22 protein-coding genes are annotated in these 25,608 nt (G+C 38.4%); 10 read left to right on the top strand and 12 right to left on the bottom strand.

Going from position 1 to position 25,608, the window contains the following annotated elements; all coding sequences use genetic code 11:
- Window positions 1-26: 26 nt before the first annotated feature.
- Both MMY79_RS14520 and MMY79_RS14515 read left to right on the top strand, forming a co-directional pair.
- The gene (locus tag MMY79_RS14520; protein WP_252609719.1) at window positions 27-1,658 is read left to right on the top strand and encodes an inorganic phosphate transporter; all 1,632 of its coding nucleotides are present in this window, start codon (window positions 27-29) and stop codon (window positions 1,656-1,658) included.
- 163 nt (window positions 1,659-1,821) lie between these two features.
- Window positions 1,822-3,156, top strand: coding sequence for a D-serine ammonia-lyase (locus tag MMY79_RS14515; RefSeq protein WP_252609716.1), 1,335 nt, complete (start codon window positions 1,822-1,824; stop codon window positions 3,154-3,156).
- Between the two features lie 46 nt (window positions 3,157-3,202).
- On the opposite strand, the gene MMY79_RS14510 is transcribed toward MMY79_RS14515, so the two are convergent.
- From MMY79_RS14510 to MMY79_RS14490, 5 genes are all read right to left on the bottom strand, one after another.
- Complete coding sequence (locus MMY79_RS14510) at window positions 3,203-4,750, bottom strand: hypothetical protein (protein WP_252609714.1); 1,548 nt, start codon at window positions 4,748-4,750, stop codon at window positions 3,203-3,205.
- Between the two features lie 554 nt (window positions 4,751-5,304).
- Complete coding sequence (locus tag MMY79_RS14505; RefSeq protein WP_016138934.1) at window positions 5,305-5,469, bottom strand: hypothetical protein; 165 nt, start codon at window positions 5,467-5,469, stop codon at window positions 5,305-5,307.
- A gap of 107 nt (window positions 5,470-5,576) precedes the next feature.
- Window positions 5,577-6,581: an SUMF1/EgtB/PvdO family nonheme iron enzyme gene (locus tag MMY79_RS14500; RefSeq protein WP_252609712.1), complete on the bottom strand. Its 1,005-nt coding sequence runs from the start codon at window positions 6,579-6,581 to the stop codon at window positions 5,577-5,579.
- Entirely contained in the window at window positions 6,578-8,254 is a 1,677-nt protein-coding gene (locus MMY79_RS14495) for an arylsulfatase (RefSeq protein ID WP_252609710.1), read from the bottom strand. Before MMY79_RS14495 ends, MMY79_RS14500 begins: the two co-directional genes overlap by 4 nt.
- A gap of 170 nt (window positions 8,255-8,424) precedes the next feature.
- Entirely contained in the window at window positions 8,425-9,042 is a 618-nt protein-coding gene (locus MMY79_RS14490; protein WP_004793994.1) for a rhomboid family intramembrane serine protease, read from the bottom strand.
- Window positions 9,043-9,199: 157 nt separating this feature from the next.
- Between MMY79_RS14490 and nfuA the strand changes: the two genes are divergently transcribed.
- Complete coding sequence (nfuA, locus tag MMY79_RS14485; RefSeq protein ID WP_174759063.1) at window positions 9,200-9,838, top strand: Fe-S biogenesis protein NfuA; 639 nt, start codon at window positions 9,200-9,202, stop codon at window positions 9,836-9,838.
- 169 nt (window positions 9,839-10,007) lie between these two features.
- Window positions 10,008-12,263: a TonB-dependent siderophore receptor gene (locus MMY79_RS14480; protein WP_252609708.1), complete on the top strand. Its 2,256-nt coding sequence runs from the start codon at window positions 10,008-10,010 to the stop codon at window positions 12,261-12,263.
- Between the two features lie 23 nt (window positions 12,264-12,286).
- Here MMY79_RS14480 and MMY79_RS14475 read toward each other — a convergent pair whose 3' ends face one another.
- Both MMY79_RS14475 and MMY79_RS14470 read right to left on the bottom strand, forming a co-directional pair.
- Window positions 12,287-13,294 (bottom strand): hypothetical protein, encoded by a 1,008-nt coding sequence (locus MMY79_RS14475; RefSeq protein ID WP_252609706.1) that lies wholly within the window; start codon window positions 13,292-13,294, stop codon window positions 12,287-12,289.
- A gap of 26 nt (window positions 13,295-13,320) precedes the next feature.
- Window positions 13,321-14,346, bottom strand: a complete 1,026-nt coding sequence (locus tag MMY79_RS14470) for an alpha/beta hydrolase (protein WP_252609704.1) — start codon at window positions 14,344-14,346, stop codon at window positions 13,321-13,323.
- A 285-nt stretch (window positions 14,347-14,631) separates the two neighbouring features.
- Here MMY79_RS14470 and MMY79_RS14465 point away from each other — a divergent pair, with 285 nt between their 5' ends.
- Entirely contained in the window at window positions 14,632-15,246 is a 615-nt protein-coding gene (locus MMY79_RS14465) for a carbonic anhydrase (protein WP_252609702.1), read from the top strand.
- A gap of 35 nt (window positions 15,247-15,281) precedes the next feature.
- Here the strand turns inward: MMY79_RS14465 and MMY79_RS14460 are convergent, their stop codons facing one another.
- A complete protein-coding gene (locus MMY79_RS14460) occupies window positions 15,282-15,905 on the bottom strand; it encodes an arylesterase (RefSeq protein WP_252609699.1) in 624 nt (207 codons plus the stop codon).
- A 44-nt stretch (window positions 15,906-15,949) separates the two neighbouring features.
- Here MMY79_RS14460 and MMY79_RS14455 point away from each other — a divergent pair, with 44 nt between their 5' ends.
- Window positions 15,950-16,642 (top strand): ABC transporter ATP-binding protein, encoded by a 693-nt coding sequence (locus tag MMY79_RS14455; RefSeq protein ID WP_005303339.1) that lies wholly within the window; start codon window positions 15,950-15,952, stop codon window positions 16,640-16,642.
- Window positions 16,643-16,645: 3 nt separating this feature from the next.
- Window positions 16,646-19,105 carry an FtsX-like permease family protein gene (locus tag MMY79_RS14450; protein ID WP_252609697.1) on the top strand — a complete coding sequence of 820 codons (2,460 nt, stop codon included), beginning with the start codon at window positions 16,646-16,648 and terminating at the stop codon, window positions 19,103-19,105.
- 1 nt (window position 19,106) lies between these two features.
- Here MMY79_RS14450 and MMY79_RS14445 read toward each other — a convergent pair whose 3' ends face one another.
- Window positions 19,107-19,916 carry a rhomboid family intramembrane serine protease gene (locus MMY79_RS14445; RefSeq protein WP_252609695.1) on the bottom strand — a complete coding sequence of 270 codons (810 nt, stop codon included), beginning with the start codon at window positions 19,914-19,916 and terminating at the stop codon, window positions 19,107-19,109.
- 76 nt (window positions 19,917-19,992) lie between these two features.
- Between MMY79_RS14445 and mtgA the strand changes: the two genes are divergently transcribed.
- Complete coding sequence (mtgA, locus tag MMY79_RS14440) at window positions 19,993-20,670, top strand: monofunctional biosynthetic peptidoglycan transglycosylase (protein ID WP_252609693.1); 678 nt, start codon at window positions 19,993-19,995, stop codon at window positions 20,668-20,670.
- Window positions 20,671-20,775: 105 nt separating this feature from the next.
- Window positions 20,776-22,857 (top strand): polyphosphate kinase 1, encoded by a 2,082-nt coding sequence (gene ppk1 / locus MMY79_RS14435; RefSeq protein ID WP_252609691.1) that lies wholly within the window; start codon window positions 20,776-20,778, stop codon window positions 22,855-22,857.
- Window positions 22,858-22,916: 59 nt separating this feature from the next.
- Here the strand turns inward: ppk1 and MMY79_RS14430 are convergent, their stop codons facing one another.
- Window positions 22,917-23,045 carry a hypothetical protein gene (locus MMY79_RS14430; RefSeq protein ID WP_252609680.1) on the bottom strand — a complete coding sequence of 43 codons (129 nt, stop codon included), beginning with the start codon at window positions 23,043-23,045 and terminating at the stop codon, window positions 22,917-22,919.
- Window positions 23,046-23,102: 57 nt separating this feature from the next.
- On the opposite strand from MMY79_RS14430, the gene MMY79_RS14425 reads away from it, so the two are divergent.
- The gene (locus MMY79_RS14425; RefSeq protein ID WP_252613530.1) at window positions 23,103-23,693 is read left to right on the top strand and encodes an SPOR domain-containing protein; all 591 of its coding nucleotides are present in this window, start codon (window positions 23,103-23,105) and stop codon (window positions 23,691-23,693) included.
- Window positions 23,694-23,719: 26 nt separating this feature from the next.
- On the opposite strand, the gene oxyR is transcribed toward MMY79_RS14425, so the two are convergent.
- Window positions 23,720-24,628: a LysR family transcriptional regulator OxyR gene (oxyR, locus tag MMY79_RS14420; RefSeq protein ID WP_252609679.1), complete on the bottom strand. Its 909-nt coding sequence runs from the start codon at window positions 24,626-24,628 to the stop codon at window positions 23,720-23,722.
- 6 nt (window positions 24,629-24,634) lie between these two features.
- On the bottom strand, window positions 24,635-25,579 hold the full coding sequence (estB, locus tag MMY79_RS14415) for an esterase EstB (RefSeq protein WP_252609678.1): 945 nt from the start codon (window positions 25,577-25,579) through the stop codon (window positions 24,635-24,637).
- Window positions 25,580-25,608: the final 29 nt, after the last annotated feature.

Here is a 25,608-nt window from a genome sequence, read left to right as displayed (position 1 = left end):
GATTTTTCTATCCTCTTACCGTCTGCATGAATTCTAATCTACCCCCTGTTTCGGATTCAAAACTTGCGGCAAACCTGCAAGTCAAATCGACGAATGTACATGTCCCAACACCTAAGTTTTTTATGCCGGTGTTTTTGACGATTATTGTTGCAACACTTATTTATATTGGATTTCAGGTGAGTGCTGATTTAGCACACGTACCACCTTTGAGTCTCTATTCGGTTATCCTTTTATCTACTGCACTCTTGATTGCTTTAGGCTTTGAGTTTGTAAATGGCTTCCACGATACTGCAAATGCAGTAGCAACAGTGATTTACACCAATGCTTTACCTGCACCAGTTGCAGTCATGTGGGCAGGTTTTTGTAATTTTCTTGGGGTAATGGTTGCAAGCGGCGCAGTCGCTTACGGCATTATTGCTTTGTTGCCTGTTGAACTGATTATGAACATGGGTAGCGGTGCAGGTTTCGCAATGGTTTTTGCGCTTCTTATTGCTGCGATTCTCTGGAACTTAGGTACTTGGTTCTTAGGTATTCCTGCTTCTAGTTCTCATACCTTGATTGGTTCAATCTTGGGTGTGGGCATTATGAACCATCTGTTGAGTGCATCGACTGGCGTAACGACCAGCGGTGTTGATATGGATCAGGTGATTAAAGTCGGTAAGGCATTATTATTTTCGCCTTTAATTGGTTTTGCTTTTGCAGCGATTGTATTCTTGTTGGTTAAAACTGTTTTTAAACGCCAATTAGAATTATTCCAACCACCAGAAGGTAATAAACCACCACCTGCAATCATTCGTGCAATTTTAATCTTTACCTGTACAGGTGTAAGTTTTGCACATGGTTCTAATGACGGTCAAAAAGGTATGGGTCTCATCATGCTGATTTTGGTTGGTCTGGTGCCGTTAGCTTATTCATTAAATAAAAATCTTGATACTCAACAAGTTCAATCATTCCATCAGCTTTCTTCTCAGACTGCCGTATTTTTGAATCAAAATCAGCCAGAATTAACCGATGAAAAAGCGCGTGTTATTCTGACTAAATATATTCAAACTAAACAGCAGACTCCAGAAGTAGTGCCTGCATTGGCAAGCATGACTGACCACTTGGGTGAGCGAGTTTCTAGCTATAACAACTTAAAAGACATTCCAGAAGCTGCAATTAGCGAAATTCGTAATGACATGTATTTAAGTACCACTTCGTTTAAGCGTTTGGATAAAGCGAATGCATTACCAAAAATGGATCAGTCACAAGAAAAACTTGTGAAAGAATACCGCAGTAGCTTAGATTCATTCTTACAATACATTCCAACTTGGGTGAAAGTGGCAGTTGCTTTGGCACTTGGCTTAGGCACTATGGTTGGCTGGAAGCGTATTGTTGTGACTGTAGGTGAGCGTATTGGTAAGCATCACATGACTTATGGTCAAGGGATGTCTGCTGAGCTTGTTGCAATGAGTACAATTGCCGCTGCTGATGGTTTAGGTATGCCTGTTTCAACAACACACGTTTTAAACAGTGCTGTTGCAGGTACCATGGTCGCGAATAGATCAGGCTTAAACTTCAATACAGTTAAAACAATTTTATCTGCATGGGTATTTACACTTCCTGCAACAATCTGTTTATCAGGTGGTTTGTACTGGTTGTTCTTGCAGTTTGTATAAACGCATTTAAAAAATTAAAGCCACTGTAAACAGTGGCTTTTTTATTTGTTTCTTTTTAAGTTCAGTCCATTTTCATGTACATTCAATTATAAATTAACAAGTCGTTATAGAGCATCAAGTAGCTCCCAAAACTGGGCTTAAAACTTTGATATCAGGATAGATTATGGATGCGATTCAAATAGATCAGCTAAAACAACAATTCCCACTTATTGAGGCATTGCAAACCTATCAAGAGACATTTTGGTTTACACCTCATCGTTATCCTTTAACTGAAGCTTTAGAAAAAGTTGGACTCACAGCAGAGGACGTAAGTGATGCGGAAGCAAGGCTAGCGCGTTTCGCACCTTATTTAGCAAAAGTGTTTCCTGAAACTCAAGCGCAAGATGGAAAAATTGAATCAGATATCGTTGAAATTCCGAAAATGCAGCAAGCACTTTCTTCAACAGAACAAGTGCAACTGAGTGGAACATTCTGGCTAAAAAAAGATAGCCATTTACCTATTTCAGGTTCAATTAAAGCGCGTGGAGGTATTTATGAAGTCTTGGCTCATGCCGAAAAGTTGGCAATTGAGACAGGGCTTCTCAAGTTTGAAGACGATTACAGTAAGTTAGATCAAGATTCATTTCGAACGTTTTTTTCTAAGTATCAAATTGCAGTAGGTTCTACAGGCAACCTTGGGCTTTCTATCGGTATTATGAGCGCCAAACTGGGTTTTAGAGTTACAGTTCATATGTCTGCCGATGCGAGACAGTGGAAAAAAGACAAACTGCGTTCACTGGGCGTCAATGTTGTGGAATATGCTAGTGACTATGGCGTAGCTGTTGAAGAGGGAAGAAAAGCCGCAGAGCAAGATCCACACTGCTTTTTTATTGATGATGAAAACTCAAAAACATTATTTTTAGGCTATGCCGTTGCAGGAATACGCCTAAAACAGCAATTTAAGCAAAAACAAATTACAGTTGATGCCGAACACCCATTATTTGTTTATTTGCCGTGTGGCGTGGGTGGTGGCCCAGGTGGGGTGAGTTTTGGGTTGAAACTGGCTTTTGGTGAGCATGTACATTGTATTTTTGCCGAACCAACTCATTCGCCTTGCATGTTACTTGGTGTACACACAGGCTTGCATGATCAGATTTCAGTAAATGACATTGGCATCGATAATGTAACCGCCGCAGATGGACTTGCAGTAGGGCGTGCTTCAGGTTTTGTTGGACGTGCTATGCAACAGCTAATCGATGGCTATTACACCATTCATGACGAACGTTTGTACGAACTAATAGCACTTCTAAATCAAACTGAAAATATTCAGCTTGAGCCTTCTGCGGTGGCAGGAATGATGGGGCCATATTATGTCCAGACGAATCCTGATTATTTAGCTTTACATCAACTATCAGCCGAGAAATTAAAACAGGCAATCCATGTAGTATGGGCGACAGGAGGTGGTATGGTGCCGTCTGACGAAATGCAAAAATATCTTTCACACTTTCAAAATAAATAGATAAACACAGAAAAAAGCCCAATTCTAGAATTGGGCTTCAATCAAATTATTTTTTTGATGATTTTCCAAAAGGTAGTTTTTCGGTGGCGAAGCCATAGATCGCAGCAAAAGGCAGGGCGGTTCTTGCTAAATAAGCAACACGCCACAATCCGCCGTGGTTGGCACCTTCCATCATGAGTTCAAGCGGATGATCCAACTCAGTTTCAGGATTTGCTACAGAAGACTCATTTCTTAAGTCATGAATCCAGATTGCTGCCATAATGGCATTAGTAGTTTCAGGACTAAATGCTTCTACATCAAAAAGCTCTGCACCATTAAAAGCTGCTTTCAATAATGGGTTTTTAGTCACAGAGTGAGTGGTTGTAGATGGCGCAATATTAATACTTACATGTTGCCCCTGATGACGCGCCAAAATAGCACGCCATTGTTGAATACGTTTTGCCAAGGCATAATTTGGCCCTTGTTCAACGACTAGACAGTCGGCAATACCATAAGTTTTTCCATTTTCACAATCAATCAGATCTTGATAAGGTGCTTGAAAAAAACGGTTTAAAGAAAGTGCAGAAACACCTTTCACTGCCATTTTTTGTATTTTTGTGCGTGATTTAAATTTTTGTTGAGCAGCTTTGGCTACGTCTTTAGGAACCGCGTAAACATCGGTTGGCGTGCACATAAACATAAGGCTTGTATCAGACTTATGCTCACTCACATATTGCATAATGCTATCCATTGCCATGGACACACGAACATGCTTTTCACCATCTAAATAGGCGATTGCAGCCAAATCTAACTTTTGTGGAAACTGAACTAACCATTGTGCAATTTCTGGTAATTGAGTCAATAAATTTGCACCCAATTTATCTCTTAATTCTGAAACTTTTGCTGATGAATCAACTTGTTCAATACTTGGCGCAATCAGAGTTGCGTTTCCTTTTTGAATCGTATGTAAAATTTTGCCCCAGACACGTGGGTTTGGTAAGTCGACAGCAATAATATTTGCTTTCCACTTCGCTAACCAAGGTAGAGGACCAGCTTCTGAAGCCGCACCAAACAACACCATGGTACGGTCAGATAAATCAAACCATTCTGGGTGTGCAGTAGCTTCACGCAAAGCTTTTGCATGACTTGGTTCAATAATACCAGCCTCTTCCCAAAGTTGAATTTGGTCTAGTAAGCTTTGTCCACTGAGTTTTTGTCCTTTGTAAGGAACATACCACTCTGGAGCTGCATCACTTTCACCTTTAAGTTTTACTGTGTGAAGGGGCGTAGATGAAGCAATATGAACCGCATCTTTTAAAAGATAATGTTTACTATCACGATAATAGTCAAAAATATGGTGAGCTTTATGCAAACCTTGCTTAGCAATAGTAATTGGGTTGCTACTATTTGAAATTCCTTGCTTAACAAGCGCTTTAAAATAAATAGGGTAGTTTTTTCGCCAGTTTTTTTCATTCAACACTTGTTGCGCGGTTTTATTATCTACAACAGATAAAGCCTCTGACAAAATCTCTTGGCCTGTAAGAGATGTGCTTTGTTTTTTTGTTGAGGCGTGTACTGGAAATTGTAGACCTTCGACTTGACTTGTGCTGGACATAAAATATCTCGTTATAAGACTGGGTTAATATACAGATGTATACATTATCTATGCCAATGAAAGGAAACGAGTGGCAATAACTGACAAAATAATATTGATTATTTATGTGATGAAACATGAAAGAGCAATTTATTATGATAATTTCATCTCATTTTGGCCTTAATTTTTTTCACATTTTTAGAACATTTTTATAGACTTACGTTACATAAATGATTATTTTGTATTAAGCAAATACATCAGTTTTAACCTGAAGGTAAAATGTTCAAAATGTATCAATAATACAGATGCAGAAATGATTAAAAACTAGACTTTTTTCTTAAAGGATAAGAAAAGTCAGATGGAATAAGAAAGAATTGGGGTGAAACTAGATAGAAGACAACGTAAGATTGTCTTTTAAAAATCTTGGGGATATGGTGATTTTTTTACACCATAATTTTCTAGTTTCATCCCATCTATTTTGGGGGTGGAACCCGCCATTTTCGTACTCACTTTATCATTCAATCAAACTCTATTTCTTTAACGTAACTTCAAAATTACTTTAAAAGAATATATCTCTAACAGCGTCCTTTTTTCGCTTGTCCTGGTGGGCAAAAGTCTCCGGGATGATTGTGATAAGGTGAATCTGGATCAATCACAATACTACCTTCCCGTGTATGAACTGCACAGGCTGATAATGACATTGTGAAAATTGCTGCTACACAGAGAAATAATGCTTTCATCATGTTCTCACTTTTTTATCATTCTCCTTTGTACTATAGAAATATATTGATTATTTTTCGATCTAATTTTCGTTAAAAAAATATTAAATAATTCTGATTAAAAGAAACTAGTCAGATCTTAAAATTGTTCGAAAGCCAACATGGGTTGCTGCTAAATCAAAGTCTTGCGGATAACGACTACTGCTTCTATAACGCGAACAATAATTTTGAGCACACAGAAAAGATCCACCTTTAATTACATATTGTGTACTCGCAATTTGCTGTTGTCTTAAATCAGAATAATTTCCCATATGTTGATCATGGGCACCTTGATAAGGAGAGGATGTCCATTCCCATACATTTCCAATCGTATCAAATAGTTTGAAATTATTTGCCGCAAAACATCCAACGGGTGCCACATCTTTAAAGTGATCTTGATTTAAGTTTTGAAAAGGGAATTCGCCTTGCCAGTAATTTGCTTGTGGATGTTGGTGTTCATCGGTAGGAGCTTGATGTAAGGGCGTATCAGTTTTTGAATTGGCTTTAGCTGCATATTCCCATTCTAATTCTGTTGGTAAATCATGCCCGAGCCAGACTGCATAATGTTCAGCATCATTTTTACTCACATATCGCACAGGCTCATTAGGATTAGCTACAGCACCATGACTGCCATTTGGAGTTTTCCATGTATAACCTGATTTTAGCTGCCACCATTGCTGTGGATGATGAGGATCTGGTGAAAAAACAGCAGCCTGCTTTTGTTTCTCAGCATCGGTAATATAGCCTGTTGCTTTTACGAAACTTGCAAATTGAGCAATCGTAACTTCAGTCTGATCAATCCAGAATCCTTTGACTTCTCTTTGTTTTTTTCCAAAATTAAGTTCGTCGGGATAGGCTTTTTCAGAACCAAAATTAAAATTCCCATCGGCAATTAGAACCATTCCAGCTGTAGGTTGTTTGAGCCAACCTTGGGGTAGTCCAGTATAGTTTTTACACTTTTCAATAGAACCTAGGTCAGCTAAAGATGTTTGCTGTTGAGTTGTAGGTACAGACTCAGAAATATGTGAAGATTGGCTACAGCCTGTCATAACAGACAGACTGATTGTGGTAACTAAAAATAGTTTTAATCTCATTTGGCGTTATATTCCTGCACACCATTTTTCTCAGTATATTTTTGATAAACCGATAACAACTCTTGCACTTTTGCTGGGTAAAGTTGTGCAACATTGTGTTTTTCTCCACGATCAGTGGCAATGTTATACAACTCCCAAGTTCCTGTGCCTAACTCAGGGCGTCCTTGAACTGCAATTTTCCATTCACCTTGTTTTGCATATTTGCTGCCATGTAATTCATCGGCAAAACTAAAATTTGCAGGGCGAATGGTGGTGGTTTTATTTTCAAGTAAAGGCTTCCATGAAACCCCTGATGGCGTATTAATGGTACGACCATTGTATTGGCCTTGAGGTACTGGAATATGAGCATATTCTAATAGGGTTGGGAAAACATCGAGTACAGATGCAAAACTATTATTGGTTTCTTCTGCTTTTTTCTGGTTTGGTAATTTCACAATAGCAGGGGCAGTGGTTGCACCTTCACCAGCTGTATCTTTCCATAAATGAAAAGGTGCAGCGCTGACCTCGGCCCAACGTGGCCCAATATAGTGATATGAAGTTGGTGTGCCCACATTTGTTACAGAGTTATCAAAACCAGATTCACTGCCATATCCGCCACGTACAAAACCTTCGGCACCGTTATCGGAAACAAAGAAAATTAAAGTGTTGTCATAAAGATTATTTTGTTTGAGGTATTGAATAATTCGGCCGACATTGGCATCGAGATTTTCTACCATGCCCGCATAGATTTCCATTTTACGGGCTTCTAGAGCCTTTTGTTCGGCTGTTAACTCATCCCATTTTCCATATTTTTGTGGGGCATTTTGAGTTGCAATTGGTTCTGCTGCTTCAAACCCTGCAGGGATAATTCCAAGTTGTTTTTGCCTAGCAATACGTGCGTTACGAATAGCATCGTAACCGACATCATAAACTCCGTGATATTTTTCACGGTATTCAGCAGGTGCTTGAATTGGCCAATGAGGCGCTGTATAGGCAGCATAAGCAAAGAACGGTTTGCCACTATTTTTGCCTGAGTCTAAATAGCTTAGTAATTTATCGGTAAAATAATTTGTCGAGAAAAAGTCATCAGGCAAAGCTGAAACAGGAATAACTTGACCATCTTCTGTATAAGTTGAATTTCGTTTAAACGCACTTGGCGCTTGCTTAAAATGGTGATCTAAACCTTGTAATAAGGTAAATGAATGATCAAAACCTTTTGCGTGTGCATTCGTTTCAGGTGTTAGCCCTAAATGCCATTTACCGCTGATGTACGTGCGGTAGCCATTATCTTTAAGTACTTGAGCGATAGATAAAGAGCGTTCATTTAAATATCCCTCGTAGCCTGGTTGCCCTTTCAAATGTTCCGGTGTGAGTTCAGCCATTGCCCCAATACCAGCTAAATGGTGATCAGTACCAGAAATGAGTTGAGAGCGTGTTGGAGAACAGGTAGGGGCAGTATGATAATCCGTTAAAAGGCGGCCTTCTTGAGCCAAACTATCAATATTAGGGGTGTGAATTTCACCACCAAAAGCGCCTAAATCTGAATAGCCTAAGTCATCAGCCATAATAAATAAGATATTCGGCTGCTTAGGTGTGGTTGCTACATTTTCTTGATTATCGTTGTCATTACATCCAGCTAAAGATAAGCTAAATAAAGCAATGGAAAGGCTAGATAAAATTGCTTTGTACTTCATTGTATCATCTGAATTATTAAAAGAATTGGCACGAGTTTAATCAGATGGTTTTTGCAATCAAAACAAAGAAAAGATCAAAGATAATCAGAAAAAAGACTGAGAATTTATAGTGATAAATTAATGAGAAAAAAAGAAAAGCACACAAAGGGCCTTTCTTTAATTTATTTTGTTTAGAAAGGAAGGCGAGTCAGTTGGTCTAAGAAATGCGGAATAACTTTTGGTTCAAGTAAAATTGTTACGATGATTCCGTAAGCCGCCCCCCATAAATGAGCACTATGGTTAATATGGGTATTACCACGCTTACCAGCCCAAATACTGTATGCCACATATAAAATTGCAAAAATAATAGCGGGCACAGGAATAAAAAATACAAAAATCAGCTTCCATGGCTGAAACAGAATATAAGCAAATAAAACGGCTGAAACAGCACCTGAGGCACCTAGGCTGGCCCAATTTGCATCATTTTTATGTTGTAGGTAGCTTGGTAAAATCGCGAAAATTAAACCGCCTAAATAGAACAACACAAAACCCATGTCATAAAAATATTGGCGGTAAAAACTTTCAATAATACTGCCAAAGAAAAACAGGGTAATCATGTTGAAAAGTAGATGTGTTCCATCAGCATGGATAAAGCCATGAGTAATGAAGCGATCAATTTGTCCACGTTGCATAGCCGGTGGCCAAAAAATCAATCGGTTCATCACGTTCTGGTTGCTAAAAGCAATTAAAGAGATAATGACCGTAATAATAATAAGAGTAACTGTATGGTTAAATGGCAAATGCAACATAAGAAATATTTAAAAAATGATCAATACTGGCTCAATAATGCCATTAAAAACTTAAGTTGAAACCCTGTTGTGTATAAATCCGACAAATTTAGTTGATTTTTTTTAAATCCACCTCATCTTCGGTTAATATAAAGGCATCAGCTTGAGGAATATTGTTATGTCGACTGAGAACACCAACACTGCTGTTGCAGAAGAAATTCCAAACCTTTTGATTACACCATCTGCACAAGAGTATTTGCACGATTTATTAACGAAGCAAAATACTCCGGGAATTGGCGTTCGAGTTTTTGTTGAACATCCGGGTACGCCACGTGCAGAATGCTGTATGGCATATAGTGCACCAGAAGAAGTGGTCCCAACGGATTATAAACAGGACTATCCTGATTTTCCTGCGTATATTGATGCGCCATCTATTCCTTATCTTTTAGATGCCGTAATTGATTACAACAAGGACCGTTTTGGTGGTCAGCTTACTTTCCGTGCTCCAAATTCTAAAGTTCCACGTGTTGGTCCAGATGCTTCGATTGAAGAACGTATTACTTACATTCTTCAAGCAGAAATTAACCCAGGTCTTGCAGGGCATGGCGGAAATTGTAGCTTGGTAGAAGTACAAGATGACCCGGAACACGGTTTAACTGCTGTATTAAAATTTGGTGGCGGTTGCCAAGGCTGTTCTGCAATTGACGTTACCTTGAAACAGGGCGTTGAAACTACTTTAAGAGAGCAGATTCCTGAGCTTCAACGTGTGGTTGACCAAACAGACCATACGCAAGCTGAAGGTGCTTATTTCAAATAATCAAATTGTTTGAAAAGTGAAATAAAAAAGCCTCGACATGAGGTTTTTTTATTATTCAATACAAATAATGATAATTATTATCAATATCATTTGTAATTTTATTTAGATTTGTTACAATGCGGAACTTAAAATGAGAGATGTTTAATAAATCAATATATTGGGAATACTTATGTCGAAGCGTATTATCCAGTCAGTGCTTTCTGTTTCAGTACTGGCAAGTATGATGTCTATGGCTTATGCTGCACAAAATGAGCAAGAACAAGCATTAGAAAAGCCTGCTGAACCTGTGAAATTGGAAACAATTTTCGTAACAGCTGAAGAGCAAGTGAAGCAATCGCTCGGTGTATCGGTTATTACCAAAGAAGATTTAGAAAAACTACCCGTTCGTAATGATATTTCTGATTATGTGCGTCGTATGCCGGGTGTCAATTTAACGGGCAATAGCGCAACGGGGCAGCGTGGTAATAATAGACAAATTGATATTCGTGGAATGGGTCCAGAAAATACGCTCATTTTAGTGGATGGAAAACCAATTAACTCTCGTAATTCAGTTCGTTATGGCTGGAAAGGAGAGCGTGATACACGAGGTGACTCAAATTGGGTACCAGCCGAAGCTATCGAATCAATTGAAGTTTTACGTGGACCAGCCGCAGCTCGATATGGTTCGGGTGCAGCAGGTGGTGTAGTCAACATCATTACTAAAAAAGTGACGAATGAAACCCATGGTTCGGTAGAGTTTTATACTTCTCAACCTGAGGACTCTAAAGAAGGTTCATCAAATCGTGTTGGTTTTAATGTAAGTGGGCCACTGATTAAAGATGTTTTGTCATATCGCTTATATGGTAATTACAATAAAACAGAAGCGGACGATGTCGATATTAATAAATCAATAGGCAGTACCGCAGCTGGCCGTGAAGGCGTTAAAAATAAAGATATTTCAGGACGTTTAGCTTGGCAAGCAACAGACCAACAAACTGTCTTGCTCGATGTCTCTTCTAGTAAACAAGGTAATATTTATTCTGGTGATTCTCAGTTAAATGCAAATGCTGAAGCCGATGCAATTCTTTCGGAACTCATAGGTAAAGAAACCAATACCATGTACCGTGATAGCTATGCATTAACGCATGAAGGGGATTGGTCTTGGGGTAAGAGTAAGTTAGTTGCTCAATATGATAAAACTCATAATAAACGTTTGCCTGAAGGCCTCGCAGGAAGTGTAGAAGGAAAAATTAATAATCTTGATAATAAAGCCACCTCACGTTTAGAAACTCTTCGTTTAAATGGTGAAGCCAATATTCCTTTTGAATATTATGTACCACACGTGTTAACACTCGGGACTGAATGGGTTGAAGACAGATTTAAAGATAATGTTTCGACAACTCAAGGTGTGGACAGTAGTGGTTCAGGTTACGGCGATCAATTAGCTAAAGGCAATCGCAGTAAAATGGAATCACGTATTGCTTCTGCATATATCGAAGATAACCTAAAACTTACAGATAGCACCGATGCCGTGTTAGGTTTACGTTTCGATGACCACAGCAAATCTGGTTCTAACTGGAGCCCAAGCTTAAACGTTACTCAAAGACTCAATGATTATTTCACTTTAAAAGGTGGAGTAGCAAAAGCGTATAAAGCACCGAATATGTATCAAAATGCCGAAGGGTACTTACTCAGTACGAACGGCAATGGTTGTCCATCTAATATTGAGTCACGTTGTTTATTGCAAGGTAATGGTGATTTAAAACCAGAAACTTCAGTAAACAAAGAGTTAGGCATCCAGTTTCAAAAAGACATTGTCAATGCAAGCTTAACGTGGTTCCGCAATGACTATAAAGATAAGATTGTGGCTGGTACAAATGTTATTGGAACAGTTGATGGCTCAAGTACCAACGCAAATACAGGTGCTGTGACCAACACCAAGTGGAATATCTTACGTTGGGAAAATACGCCTAAAGCATTAATTCAAGGTTTTGAAGGAAGTTTAGGCTTAGACTTTGGAGACATTCGCTGGACCAATAACTTTACTTACATGATGGACTCAAAAGATAAGCAAACGGGGAACCCATTATCTTTGGTTCCAAACTATACGATTAACTCAATTTTCGATTATGACATTACAGATCAGTTAGATGTGAATTTTGTCTTCACTCAATATGGCCGTCAAAAGTCGCGTCAGTTTGCTGAAAATAGAATCGAATCGGGCATTGGTTCAGGTGGAACAAATTCTGCGATTAAGCCAAGTACTGTAAAAAGTTATAGCACTGCTGGAATTAATGTTGGTTATAAAATTTCAGACAATATTAGTACGCGTGTTGGTGTAAGTAACTTGTTTGATAAACAAATTTTAAGAGACAGTAATTCAATCAGTCAAACTTACAATGAGCCAGGTCGAGCTTATTATGCTTCTTTAAAATATTCATTTTAATCAATAGCAATAACAAAGGCGCTTTAAGCGCCTTTGTTATTGATAATATTTAATGCTTTTTCAGAATAATAAAATTTCTCTAGGTAAACACGGGCACGACGTCTTAAATGTCCTGTTGTAACTAATTGCTGTAATACCGGCACAAGCAACTGAGTCAGTTCATGTTGTATCAAACTTTCATTAATATTAAGGTCGCGTAGTAGCAAGTCAAAATTACGTTCCTGATTTCGAACATACCAAGTGTAAATACCATCATGAACTTGTTGTTTCAGGTAAGAAGTTTGGCGAATGTGATCCCAAATCTCGTGTCCTAAACCTACAGTTTTTGATAAATCTTGAACTTCTACATAGTTTTTCAAAACAGAAAGTGGCATAGATTTAACTTTATGCCAAACATTTGCCTGAAAATGATAGAGCTTATCATTGTCAAAATGTTGGTTTAAAACGCGCTCACTCATTTGACTCAGTTTTAAAATATTCTTTTGCAAATAATGATTAATCGTGTCGTCTAGATTTGAATCAGTCACTGTTTCTAGAACAGATTTCCCCATTTTCATAAAACGGCCCACACCTGGCGCACGTTTTGACATAGATTCATCTAAGTAATCATGCATTGTTTGTTGAATCAGTTGAGTCAAAAGTGCTGAAAATGCAGAATTATTAACAATCGTTTTAATGATTTTTTTACGATGCTGTTCTTTACTTGCAACGTATTGCGCTATCCCATCAATTGTTAAAACAGGAATAACATCTTCAATTGTTGTATTTTCATTAGCTGGATGAATAAGTGCAAAGCGAATATGTTCTGCAATTTGTTCAAGCAAAAAATCAGAAGCAGGAGTTTCTAGAATCTGTTTTTGAATGAGCTGCTGAATTTGTTCAAAGGTCCAGAGGTGTTGTAGTTGCCGACTACCCAACCAATGATAAAATTGCTCAAATTCTTGTTGGATAACATGAGGATGAGCAAATTCCTCATCTAAAAAATCAAGATGAGCTTCAATGAGTTTTTCTATAAGCGGTTGGGTAGACATAAGGTCTCACAAGTCCGAAGTTTTATTTAAGGTGTAGTCGTTTTTGAAGACTGATTTGTTTCTACTTTAAGTAAAAACGGTACATATTGTTGAATAACCAGTTGCTCAGCTTCCAATATTGGCATATGGCCGACATTCTCTAAAATAACGGGAGGCTGGGCATTTTTTAAAAGTCGTTTTAGTTCACTTGCTACTTCAACATTAATAATCTTATCTTGCTTACCCCATAAAATCAGTGTCGGTGCATCGATTGTCTTAGTGAGCACTGCAAATGAATCTGGCGTGTAGACTTTATTGAGGGCAATAAGCTGATCAACCAGTTTTTGTGTTTGAGGTGCCTGATTAATCATGAGCTTTTCTTGAGCTTGAAGAAATTCTTTAGGAATAAATGGAGGATTAAACATGGTTTGCTTTAACAAATAGTTAAAGTCACCTTTTTTAGATACTAAAAGTTGTTTTAAGTAGGCTGGATCTTTTAAATAAATTGTATTTGCAGAACGGAAAATACCACCACTATCAACCAAGAATAGACTTTTGGTTTCAAAAGGATATTGTCCAGCATAGAGTAGGGCAATTGAACCACCAAGTGAGTGGCCAGCAATGTGAATTGGCCCTTTTAAATTTGCAGCTTCAACAAATCGACGTAACTTTTCGGCAAGATTAGGTACTGAGTAGTCGAAATCCTGTGCAACTATGGTTTCACCACTACCCGGTAAGTCTGGAATAATAACATGGTAATTTGCTGTGAGATAACGCGCAACTCGGTTCCAGTTATCACGACTCCCTCCTAATCCATGAATAAGAAGCAATGTCGGTTTAGTCGTAGAACCACCTTCACTATATGACCATGTAACCTCGCCAACTTTTAAACTTTTACTTTGTAAACCTGCCCAACTACGCTCTTGCTGTAAAATATTCTGAAAGTTTATATCCATCGTATCAGCTGCTTGCGTCTGAAAAACACCTGTTATTGTTGTAAGGCTACAAGCCAAGGCAAGTGCCATAGCTGTTTTCTTTATGGTTGTTTTGGTTGATACAAACAGCGTCGTCATAAGATTTCATCCTTGAGGCATAAGCGAGTTTGAAAATTATTGAAAAACTTTGCCAATGAGTCATTTGCCAAATGATCAAAAGGAGAAAAATTATAGTCAATCCGAGAACCAAAGTATGTCTATTTTTTCGCTAAACAGTAAGGAATTTGCGATAAACATTCCATTTAAATAGAGAACGTATTTTTAAAATTTTTCATGGAAAAGGATTTAATTTTTTGTCAGTGACATTCAAATTTTGACACATTAAAATGATTTCCAACCTTGAAAAAACAATGGAAATATAAAATGCCTACTGCGCAAGAAGTTTTAGATCGTCTGAAAGCTGGTAATCAACGATTTGTAAATGGAAATAGTTCCCTTGCAAAAACCTTATCGCATCATGAACGTGCTGAACTGGCAAAGGATCAAAATCCGTTTGCGATTGTATTAGGTTGTTCAGATTCACGTGTTCCAGCAGAAATGGTATTTGATCAAGGTCTTGGTGACTTATTCGTGATTCGTGTTGCTGGTAATGTGGTTGCTCCTTCACAAGTCGGTAGTGTTGAGTTCGCGGCAGAGCGTTATGATTGTCCAGTTGTTGTTGTATTGGGGCATAGCCATTGTGGCGCTATTCAAGCAACAATTGATACGTTAATGAATCCTGATCACCCACCATCATCTAACTTAATGTCGATTGTGAACCGTGTTCGTCCGTCAGTTGAAATTTTAATGCAGACTGATTTAAAAAATGATTTGAAAAAACTTTCATGTCATGCGGTACGTTCAAACGTTTTTGCTTCGGTCAATCAATTACGTCATGGTTCGGCTGTGTTAGAGAGCCTAATTGCGAAAGGTGAGTTGATTGTTGTTGGTGCAGAATATTCACTAGAAACTGGTGAAGTAACCTTTTTTGATTTCTGATTATATTAAAAATAATGCTTAAAGATAAAAGGTGCCTACAGGGCACCTTTTATATATGGATAAGCTAAATTAAGTAATTTTGACTGTGCTTGAGCATTGGGATGAATCAAGTCATTTTGCATAAGCTGTTTTTGACCAGCGACTCCATCAAGAAAAAATGGTAGTAATTTCACCTGATATTTTTGGCTTGCAACTTTATAATTATTTTCAAAAGCTTTGCTATAGGCAGCCCCATAATTTGGCGGAATTTTCATGCCAAAAAGAATAACTTGGGCTTTTTGTTTCTGGCTTAATTGAATGAGCTGATCCAGATTTTTTTGAATCATTTGAGGTGGTTGACCACGCAAGCCATCATTTCCACCTAATTCAATCACGATCACATTTGGCTTATAAGTCTGTAATAACTTAGGTAATCGGGCTAAAGCACCGCTGGTTGTTTCTCCACTAACACTTGCATTGACCACTTTATGTTGTTTGGGATACTGTTGGTCTAAGCGTTTTTGCAGTAATTGTACCCAACCTTGTTTGGGATCAATTCCGTAACCGGCACTAATACTATCTCCTAAAATTAAAATAGTTTTCGCCGATACAAGCATAGGCAGCATACTTAATGAGATGAGCATGATGCTTTTAGAACCAATCAAAAAAGATTTAGACATTTGTACTTCGACCCTGATTCTGAATACATAGGACTTTTTACATCATGCCACAACCCATCATTGCTGCCCATCAAGTTACACAAACTATTCAGATTAACCAAAATCAGTTTACGATTTTAAAAGATATCGATTTAGAAATTTTTGAAGGGGAGCAGGTGGCAATCACTGGGCGTTCTGGCTCAGGTAAATCAACATTGTTGGGAATTTTGGCAACTTTAGATCAACCGTCTGAAGGCGAAGTTTGGTTGTGCGGTCAAGCTGTTCATCAGCTAACAGAGGAGCAACGCGCCCAAATCAGAATGCAGCATATTGGCTTCGTATTTCAGTCGTTTCAACTCTTGCCTCAGTTGAGTGCACTTGAAAATGTAATGTTGCCCTTACGATTACGTAAAGATTTTGATTATAAAACCGCCGAGAAAAAAGCTTTAGATTGGTTGCATCGAGTAGGTCTTAGTCGTCAAGTTGAACAAACACCTAAAGTCTTATCTGGAGGGGAGCAACAACGCGTGGCGATTGCACGAGCTCTTATTGCAGAACCACAGATTATTTTTGCGGATGAACCGACAGGAAACTTAGATGGTCAGACAGCACAAGAAATTGAAAGTTTGCTCTTTGATTTAAACCGAGAGTTAGGTACGACTCTGATTTTAGTGACCCATGATCGTAATTTGGCTGCTCTTTGTCAGCGCCATGTTGAGTTAGATGATGGCCGACTAAAGACAGTACAGGGTGGTTAAATTATGCGTAATCTTCTAAAACCACTTTTGCTACAAAGTTTTCGTACGGGTGGATTATATCTACTCATTATTGCTCTATCGCTTGCGATTAGTGCAACCACAGCCCTGAAATTTAGTAACGACCAAGTTAAAAATGCAGTTAGTCTGCAAGCTTCGCAAATGCTAGGTGCTGATTTAGTTTTGTCGAATAATGAACCTATTGAGCAGCCATGGAAAAGAACAGCAGAGCAGCTTGGTTTAAAGCAAACCAATGTCACTCTATTTAGTTCTATGGCTCATACTCAAGATCAGTTTGTCATGGTCAATGTAAAGGCAATAGAACCTGCGTTTCCACTCAGAGGTCAGCTTGAAATTGCGCCAAAAACTCAAGCGATTCAATCAGGTGAAGTCTGGCTAAGTCAAAGAGCAGCGGACTTACTGAAAGTAAAAAGGGGAGATACTGTTTCTATTGCTGACGGTACCTTTCGTTTTAGTGGCGTGATTGTGCGTGATTCAAATCAAGAACTCGGTTTTTCAGGTTTTTCTCCAACGGTTATTATTCATCAGGCCGATATTGCTAAAACTCATGCGATTCAAACTGGCAGTAGAATCGATTATCGACTGTTAATGTCTGGTCAACCTGAACAAGTTCAGGCATTTTCAAAGCAATTTAAGCAACAGCATCAACCTTCTAAAGAATCAGATGAAACGGCAGGCTTGCGTTTACGTGATGCGAGTGAATCGAACAGTAGGTTGTTACGTCCGCTTGAAAACCTAGATACTTTTTTGCAATTAGCCAATATTTTAACGATTTTGTTATGTGGGATTGCCATTGCTTTAACGAGTCAAAGATATGTTCAGCAGAACCAAGATCATATTGCACTTCTCAGATGCTTAGGAGCCAGTAAGTTCCAAATTTTATGGGCCTATATTGGATTGCTTTGTATTGTCAGTGCGATTTCAATTGTGATGGGCAGCCTTTTAGGGTTGATAATGGGTTATGGCTTGCTGCAACTTATGCTGCAATTGATTCCTCAATTAGAGTTAAATTTTTCGCTAATACCACTTTTACTTGGGCCTTTACCAATTGCTATTTTTACGAGTGTGATTGTGCTACTTGGTTTTATTTTGCCAAGTATTTGGGAGCTTTTAAATACACCTCCAATTCGGGTGATTCGAGAAGAAGCCAAATCTCGAAAATCATTATTCTTTATGTTTTTTGCTGGCATTAGTAGCCTGATTGTTTTTAGTTTGGTGTTGAGTGAAAACTTGATGCTCAGCATTATGGTTTTGGCTGCAATTATCGTTCTTTGTATTTTGCTCTATACCGTTGTTTGGTTCTTACTTCGTAGTTTAAAAAAGATGAAAAATCGTTTGTCTTTTTATATTCGCTCACCCTCGCAAAGTGCCTTACAAATTACTGCACTGGCTTTAGGCTTAAGCCTCATTACAGTGTTAAGCGTATTAAGAACAGATTTATTACAACGTTGGCAGCAACAGCTTCCTGAAGGAACGCCTAATCAATTTGTATATGGTTTACCTCCATTCGATTTAAAACCTTTTGAGCAACAATTAAAGCTACATGGTTGGCAAAGCACGCCGCTCTATCCAAATATCCGAGGTCGACTGATAGCAAAGAATGATGTCCCTTTTTCAGAAGAAGCCATAAAACAAAATAATTCTTTGCGCCGTGAGTTAAATCTAACGCAATCGAATCAATTGCCGAATGACAATGCCATTACAAAAGGACAAACCCAGTTTAATGGCGTGGGGCAAGTTTCAGTCGAAAATAAAACTGCCGAAAGTTTAGGAATCCAAATTGGAGACAAGCTGACCTTTAGCTTGCCTGAAGGTACATTACAAGCCAAAGTTGTGAATTTCAGGAGTGTAGAGTGGGAAAGCTTTAGCCCTAACTTTTTCTTTATTTTTTCACCGAAAACTTTAGATGAAAATGCTGGAAGTTATTTAGGCAGTTTTTATGTACCTAAGCAAGACCAACCCAAAATGATCAATATTATTCAGCAGTTCTCAAATACAGTATTTATTGATGTTGATCGAATTTTAGATGAAGTAAAACGCTTAATGAATGTCTTGGTCAAAATTGTGACTGTACTAGCAGCTTTAGTCGGGTTTTCAGGCGTATTAGTACTGATCGCATGTTTAAACCTATTAATGGACGAGCGACGCCGTGAGGTTGCTTTACTACGCTCATTTGGTTTATCTAAAAATAAAATGAAGCAGATGCTTAGTTTTGAAATTGGGTTTCTTGGTCTGTTAGCAGGCATAGTGGCCTGCTGTTTTGCGGAAGTGATTAGTGCGATTGCTAGTTATAAAATGAATATGGCAATACAGTGGCATTTTGAAATATGGCTGATTTTACCCCTTGGCATGATGTTCGTTTGCGCGCTGATTGGTCGTTATCGACTCGGTTACCTTTGCAACTTACCGCCTTTACAAAGCTTAAGGGAATTAAATCAGCTGTAACTTACGGAATAATTCCGGGGTTTTGGATGATGATTTCATGCCATAGTGGAAGTAAAGGTGAGTTAAGTTGTACACAGTACATATAAAAACCACCCGTAATGATTACTGCGCCTAATAAGCCTAAAATCTTGAGCACATTTTTAAACTTACTGACGTAGCTTAAGTACCACATCAGTGCTAGAAATGCTCCAATAACCATGCCGCCAATATGCGCGGCATTATTAATACCCGTTGCGACAAAACCAAAAATAAGGTTAATTGCCATAATCATTAACAGTGCTTTTTTATCGAGTATATAAGCTTGATGCGGAAGCGGTGGAAATAAGGAAAGTACTGTTAACGCAGCACCTAATCCCATCACGGCACCCGAAGCACCTGCACTGACATGGGGAAGTAAGCTCTGGTCGAAATGTTGCAGTAATTCATGTCCATTTTGAATGGTCATATAACTACTTAAAAGGCTCCCGAATAAACCAGCAAGTAAATACATGCCTATAAAATAGAAGCGACTAAATAGTGACTCGGCAACATTACCGAAAATATATAAGGCCCACATATTGAGCATGAGATGAACTAAACCAAAATGAAAAAACATGCTGGTAAATAGACGTTCGGGCTGCCCAGAAAAAGTAAGTGGTGTAAAATCAGCTCCCCAATGAATAGCATCTTTCATGGCTGGATCACTAATATCGACGCCAGATAGAATTTGCCAGACAAACAAACCTACATTGATTGCAATGAGCAGGGCGGTCAGCCACCAAGTTTGTACATTGAGTTTACGATTAATGTGCGGAGGCTGATATTGAGTCATGCTATGCTTTTGTTATATATGAACATGCTTTACAGCTTAACATGAAAAAAGTTGAATACAGGAGATCAGGACGAACATGAAAGCTTTTATTGTTCGCGTGTTGTTAATTTTTATTGGGGCGATTCTCCTTATTCAACTTTGGATTTTTTCGAGTTTGGTCTGGTGGCGGACACATGAAGTGGATACCACCATGTTCATGCGAATTGATTATTGGTCTGATACATCTGAGCCAATTGTCCATCAGTGGCTTGACTATGATGATATTAGCGACAATTTCAAACATGCGATTTTAGCGGGTGAAGATGCAAAGTTTATCCATCATCATGGTTTTGACTGGCAGGGTATCCGTTTTGCCCTTGAGCGAAATAATGAAGAGGGTGAAGTAGTTGCTGGCGGTTCTACGGTGTCTCAACAGCTTGCAAAGAACTTGTTTTTATACAATAAGCGTTCATTTATTCGTAAAGGTCAAGAAACAGTCGCGACTTGGATGATGGAACGGATGTGGTCAAAACGCAGAATTCTTGAGGTGTATATGAACTCGGTTGAATTCGGCAAAAATCTATATGGTGTTGAAGCAGCCGCTCATCATTATTATGGTAAAAGTGCTAAAAGCTTAACGCGTGAACAAGCCGCTTTCTTAGCCGCTTTATTGCCAGATCCGAAATATTATCAAGATCACCGTAACGATCATAAACTACAATATCGAAAACGCGTTATTTTACGTTATATGAATGGCACCCAGATTCCTGAATAATGCTGTTTTAAAGATGTGTTAATTTTTTAGTTTTTACCAAATTGTCATATTTTTGCAGCATACTGGTTTATAGAGATTTTGGCTGGATAGAGAATAGAGTTAGACATGAATACAGCGATTACAGCAACAACGACCCCAATAGAATACAGTTATAATGACCGTTATATAAATCGTGAATTGTCTATTCTTGATTTCCATTTGCGTGTATTGGAGCAAGCGGTAGACCCTTTACATCCATTGCTTGAGCGAATGAATTTCTTGCTCATTTTCTCGCGTAATCTCGATGAGTTTTTTGAAATTCGTGTTGCGGGGGTGATGGAGCAATTTTCTCTAGGCAATGAAAGTCGTAGCCCTGATGGTCTTACCCCAAGACAGGTTTTACAAAAAATCTCTGAAACTGCTCATGCTGCGATTGAGCGTCAATATCGGATTTTAAATGAGGAAATTTTACCTAAGTTACGTGAAGAAGATATTTGCTTCCTACGTCGTGGTGAGTTAACTCCAGCCCAATCTGCTTGGGTAAAAAAATATTTTCAAGAACAAGTCGCACCTGTCCTAACACCAATTAGTTTAGATCCAGCACATCCGTTTCCTCGACTTGTTAATAAAAGCTTGAATTTCATTATTACCCTTGAAGGTAAAGATGCTTTTGGTCGTCAAATTGATTTGGCTGTTGTGCCTGCACCACGTTCATTACCACGCGTTGTACGCCTACCAGACGAATTAACAGGTGGTAAAGAGCATCACGTGATGTTATCGGCAATTATTCATGAACATGTGTCTGATTTATTCCCCGGAATGACAGCAACTGGGTGTTACCAATTCCGTGTTACACGTAATGCAGACTTGGCACTGAATGAAGATGTTGAAGATTTAGCTAAAGCATTAAAAGGTGAGTTAAGTTCTCGACGTTTTGGTCGCGCAGTTCGCTTGGAAGTAACTCATAATTGTCCACAGCATATTTATGAGTATTTACTTGAAGAGTTCGATTTAACCGATGAGCAATTATATAAAGTTGATGGTCCAGTAAACTTAGCTCGTCTGGTTTCAAATTTTAAACGCCCTCATTTACGTTATGACTCGCATACACCCGTTGTACCTAAAGTGTTTAAAAAGACTGAGAGTATTTTCTCAGCAATGCAGAAGCAAGATATTTTACTGCATCATCCGTTTGAATCTTTTGCGCCAGTTATTCAATTGTTACGCGAATCTGCACGTGATCCGCAAGTATTAGCAATTAAACAGACGCTATATCGTAGTGGTGCTGATTCTGAAATTGTGCAAATTTTGGCTGAAGCTGCCCGTAATGGAAAAGAAGTGACAGCAGTCATTGAATTACGTGCGCGCTTTGATGAAGAATCAAATATTGAAGTAGCAAACGTTTTGCAAGAAGCGGGAGCTGTTGTTGTTTACGGTATCGTAGGTTATAAAACCCACGCCAAAATGATCATGGTGGTACGCCGTGAAAATAATAAACTGGTGCGTTACGTTCATTTAGGAACAGGTAATTACCATGCGATGAATGCCCGAATTTATACGGATTATGGTCTCATGACCACAGATAAAGATCTGTGTGAAGATGTACACCGTATATTCCAAGAGTTGACCGGTATGGGCAAAATGGCGAAATTGAAAAAGCTATTACATGCACCGTTTACCTTACATGCACAGCTCATTAACTTTATTGATGAAGAAATTGCCAATGCTAAAGCAGGACGTAAAGCTCAGATCATTGTTAAAGTAAATGCATTAACTGAAGTCCAGTTAATCAATAAATTGTATGAAGCTTCTCAGGCGGGTGTTCAGATAGACCTGATCATTCGTTCGATTTGCTGTTTACGTCCGGGTTTACCTAACTTGTCAGAGAATATTCGGGTGCGTTCAATTGTAGGACGTTTCCTAGAGCATACTCGCGTTTATTACTTCAGTAATAATGGTGATGCACGTATTTACTGTTCAAGTGCAGATTGGATGGATCGTAACTTATTTAATCGTGTTGAAGCATGTTTCCCTGTTGAAGACCCAGCGTTGAAAAAGCGTATTTACCAACAAGGTTTAGTGAACTACTTACAAGATAATCAACAGGCATGGCTATTACAAGGTGATGGTACTTGGATTCGTGCTGAGCCAGCAGAGGGCGAAAAATTACATAATTCGCAAAGAGCGTTATTGGAAATCATTAAATAATGAGTTCGTAAGATTAAATAAAAGCCGACATTTTGTCGGCTTTTTTAATTGACTGAAATTCAAAGTAATTTAGTTAGTTTTTCTAAATGGTTGCTGGATAAACGATAATAATTTGAAGCACCGCAATATGTTTTGAAAATATGTGATTTTTTACATAAAACATTGAATTTTAAAAATATACAAATCACGAGAAATCTACTTTAATACGCCGCATTAAATATACTTAACTTTGGTAAATGAATAAGATGCAATGCTTTATTAGAAGTTTACTTATTAAAATACTTTTGGGGATAATACCAGTGACCGCTTACGCAGATCAGAAGTGTTATGGAGATATTATCGTATTTCAAAGATTTGATGATCAAGCGATATATCCTTATTTTATAAATTCTTCTTATGATAAAGCTAACAAAAGTGGAGAGAAAAATAAAAAAATAATCATCCAAAAAAGAAAATCAAAACAAGATGAGTTTTCAGCTCAAAAGAAAATTGAAGATATCCGCACCAAGAAAGTAGAAGAAAAGAAAAATTTTGACAGTAAAAAGCAACTTGATGCAGCTGTCGCTAAAGAAATTTTGGAAAATGGTGAAAAGAAATGGATGGTACAAGTGGCGCTAGCAGCTAATCAAAATAAGGCAAGTACGGTTCAGTCGCAGTTAGAAGCAAAAGGCTACAAGGTTGTAACCAGTGCAACGACTAAAGGAATACGCGTCATGGTAGACCCTGCAAATGACTATGCCATAGCACAAATTATTAGAGAAAAAATTATTGCTGATAATAGTTTGAATATGTCATCTGCTTGGGTTTTTAAGTGGGCATCTTTAACGCCGCAATAAAAAAAGGAGTCCTAAGACTCCTTTTTTTATTCATGTATTCTTGTGGTGATTTTCTGCATAATTTGCAGTAACACATCGAACTCACTTTGCAATGGTGTACTTTTACGAGTCACTAGCGCTAAAGTACGGCTCGGTGCATCTTCAATTGGTTTTGCAGTAATCTGATCATTAAACTTGATCATACTATTTTCAATTGCAATTTCTGGTAAAAGCGTAAAGCCTAAATCAGAAGAAACCATTTCAACTAGCGTTGGTAAAGAACTTGCTTTTAAACGGTTGTCGTTTTTACGCTCACCGATAGGGCACGCACTTAAAACGTGGTCACGTAAACAGTGACCTTCTTCAAGCAAAATTAATCTTGATAAATCAAGATCATCTAGAGAGTTTGCTTGAAGAGCATTCGCATCTTGCTTACTACACACAAGATACAAATTTTCTTTCGAAATTTCAGCGACTTTTAGGCCTCTAGTGTCAAATGGTAGAGCCAGAACGATCATATCTAGATTACCGTGTTCTAAACGCTCTACAATTTTTTCACTTTGTGCTTCATGCAAATGCAGCTGAATTTTAGGCAACTGCTGATGCACTTCATCAAGTAACCGTGTCAGGATAAAAGGTGCAATTGTTGGAATAACACCCAAATGCAAATCACCCGTTAACGGCTCACTCATTTCACGGCTCAAACGCATTAAATCTTGAGCATCTGCTAGTAGTACACGGGCGCGAGCAACGACTTGTTCACCTAAAGGTGTTAAACGCACATTCTGACGATCACGTTCTACCAGAACGCCACCTAATAAACGTTCAAGCTCCATGATGCCGCCTGATAACGTTGATTGAGTGACAAAAGAGCGGCGTGCTGCTTCAGTAAAATGCAAAGTTTCCGACAACGTAACTAAATATGATAGCTGTCTTAGTGAGGGTAATGCAGCCATAGTGTCCTAGTCTGATGATTTAAAATGATGCGCAAATAAACCGCTAAGCTGTGGAATAAAATGTGCAGGGATATCATGCCCCATTCCATCAATTAATTCAAACTTAGCACCGGAAATTGCTTTTGCTACAGCCTTACCGTGGCTAGGTGGAAGTAAGCGATCGCGAGAGCCATGTAAGACTAAAGCGGGTTGCTTAATTTTACGGTCCAGTTGAAGTAAGGAGCCTGTACATAATATTGCTAAAAACTGCTGAAGTACACCAGCAGGGTAGTAGCTACGTTGATAAAGCTTACGCGCGGTTTGTATTGCTTCAATCTGGTTGATATAACCAGGTGAACCAATCAGTTGAAATAGTTTTAAACTATGATTAACAATACCTTCTTCGTCACGCGTCTCGGGTTTACCAATTAAACTCAAAAGTTGTTTCGGAAAAGGTGGTGGTAAAAAAGGCTGATTATTGCTTGTAAACATAAGCCCTAGTTTCTCAACCTTTTCTGGATATTTTGCTGCAAGAATTTGAGCAATCATTCCACCCATTGATGCACCAATCACATGCGCTTTGCTCACGCCTAAACGATCAATGAGCATAGATACATCGTCTGCCATATCATGCAGAGTATAGGGTGCGCCCTGATTAGTTAACCCTAGGGCAAAGCGACCCATCAATTTAACAGTATTTAAGCGTTTACCTTCATGGCGTACTTTTGAAGAAAGTCCAATATCACGGTTATCAAAACGAATAACACGAAATCCTTGATCAATCAGCGATTTACAGAAAAAATCTGGCCAGAAAAGCATTTGGGCACCAAGGCCCATAATTAGCAAAATGGTTGGATGTTCTGGCTTTCCACCTACTTCTACATGTAACTCAATTCCATTGCCTAAGTTGACTTTGGTTTCTTGCATGAAAGATGTGTATGGTGAAATGTTAAACTGTAAGGCGCTATTCATGTTATTCATTCCTTAAAGGAATACTCTCT

It is taken from the genome of Acinetobacter sp. XS-4, assembly GCF_023920705.1.
GTDB lineage: Bacteria > Pseudomonadota > Gammaproteobacteria > Pseudomonadales > Moraxellaceae > Acinetobacter.
This window is presented reverse-complemented; position numbering and strand designations above follow the sequence as displayed.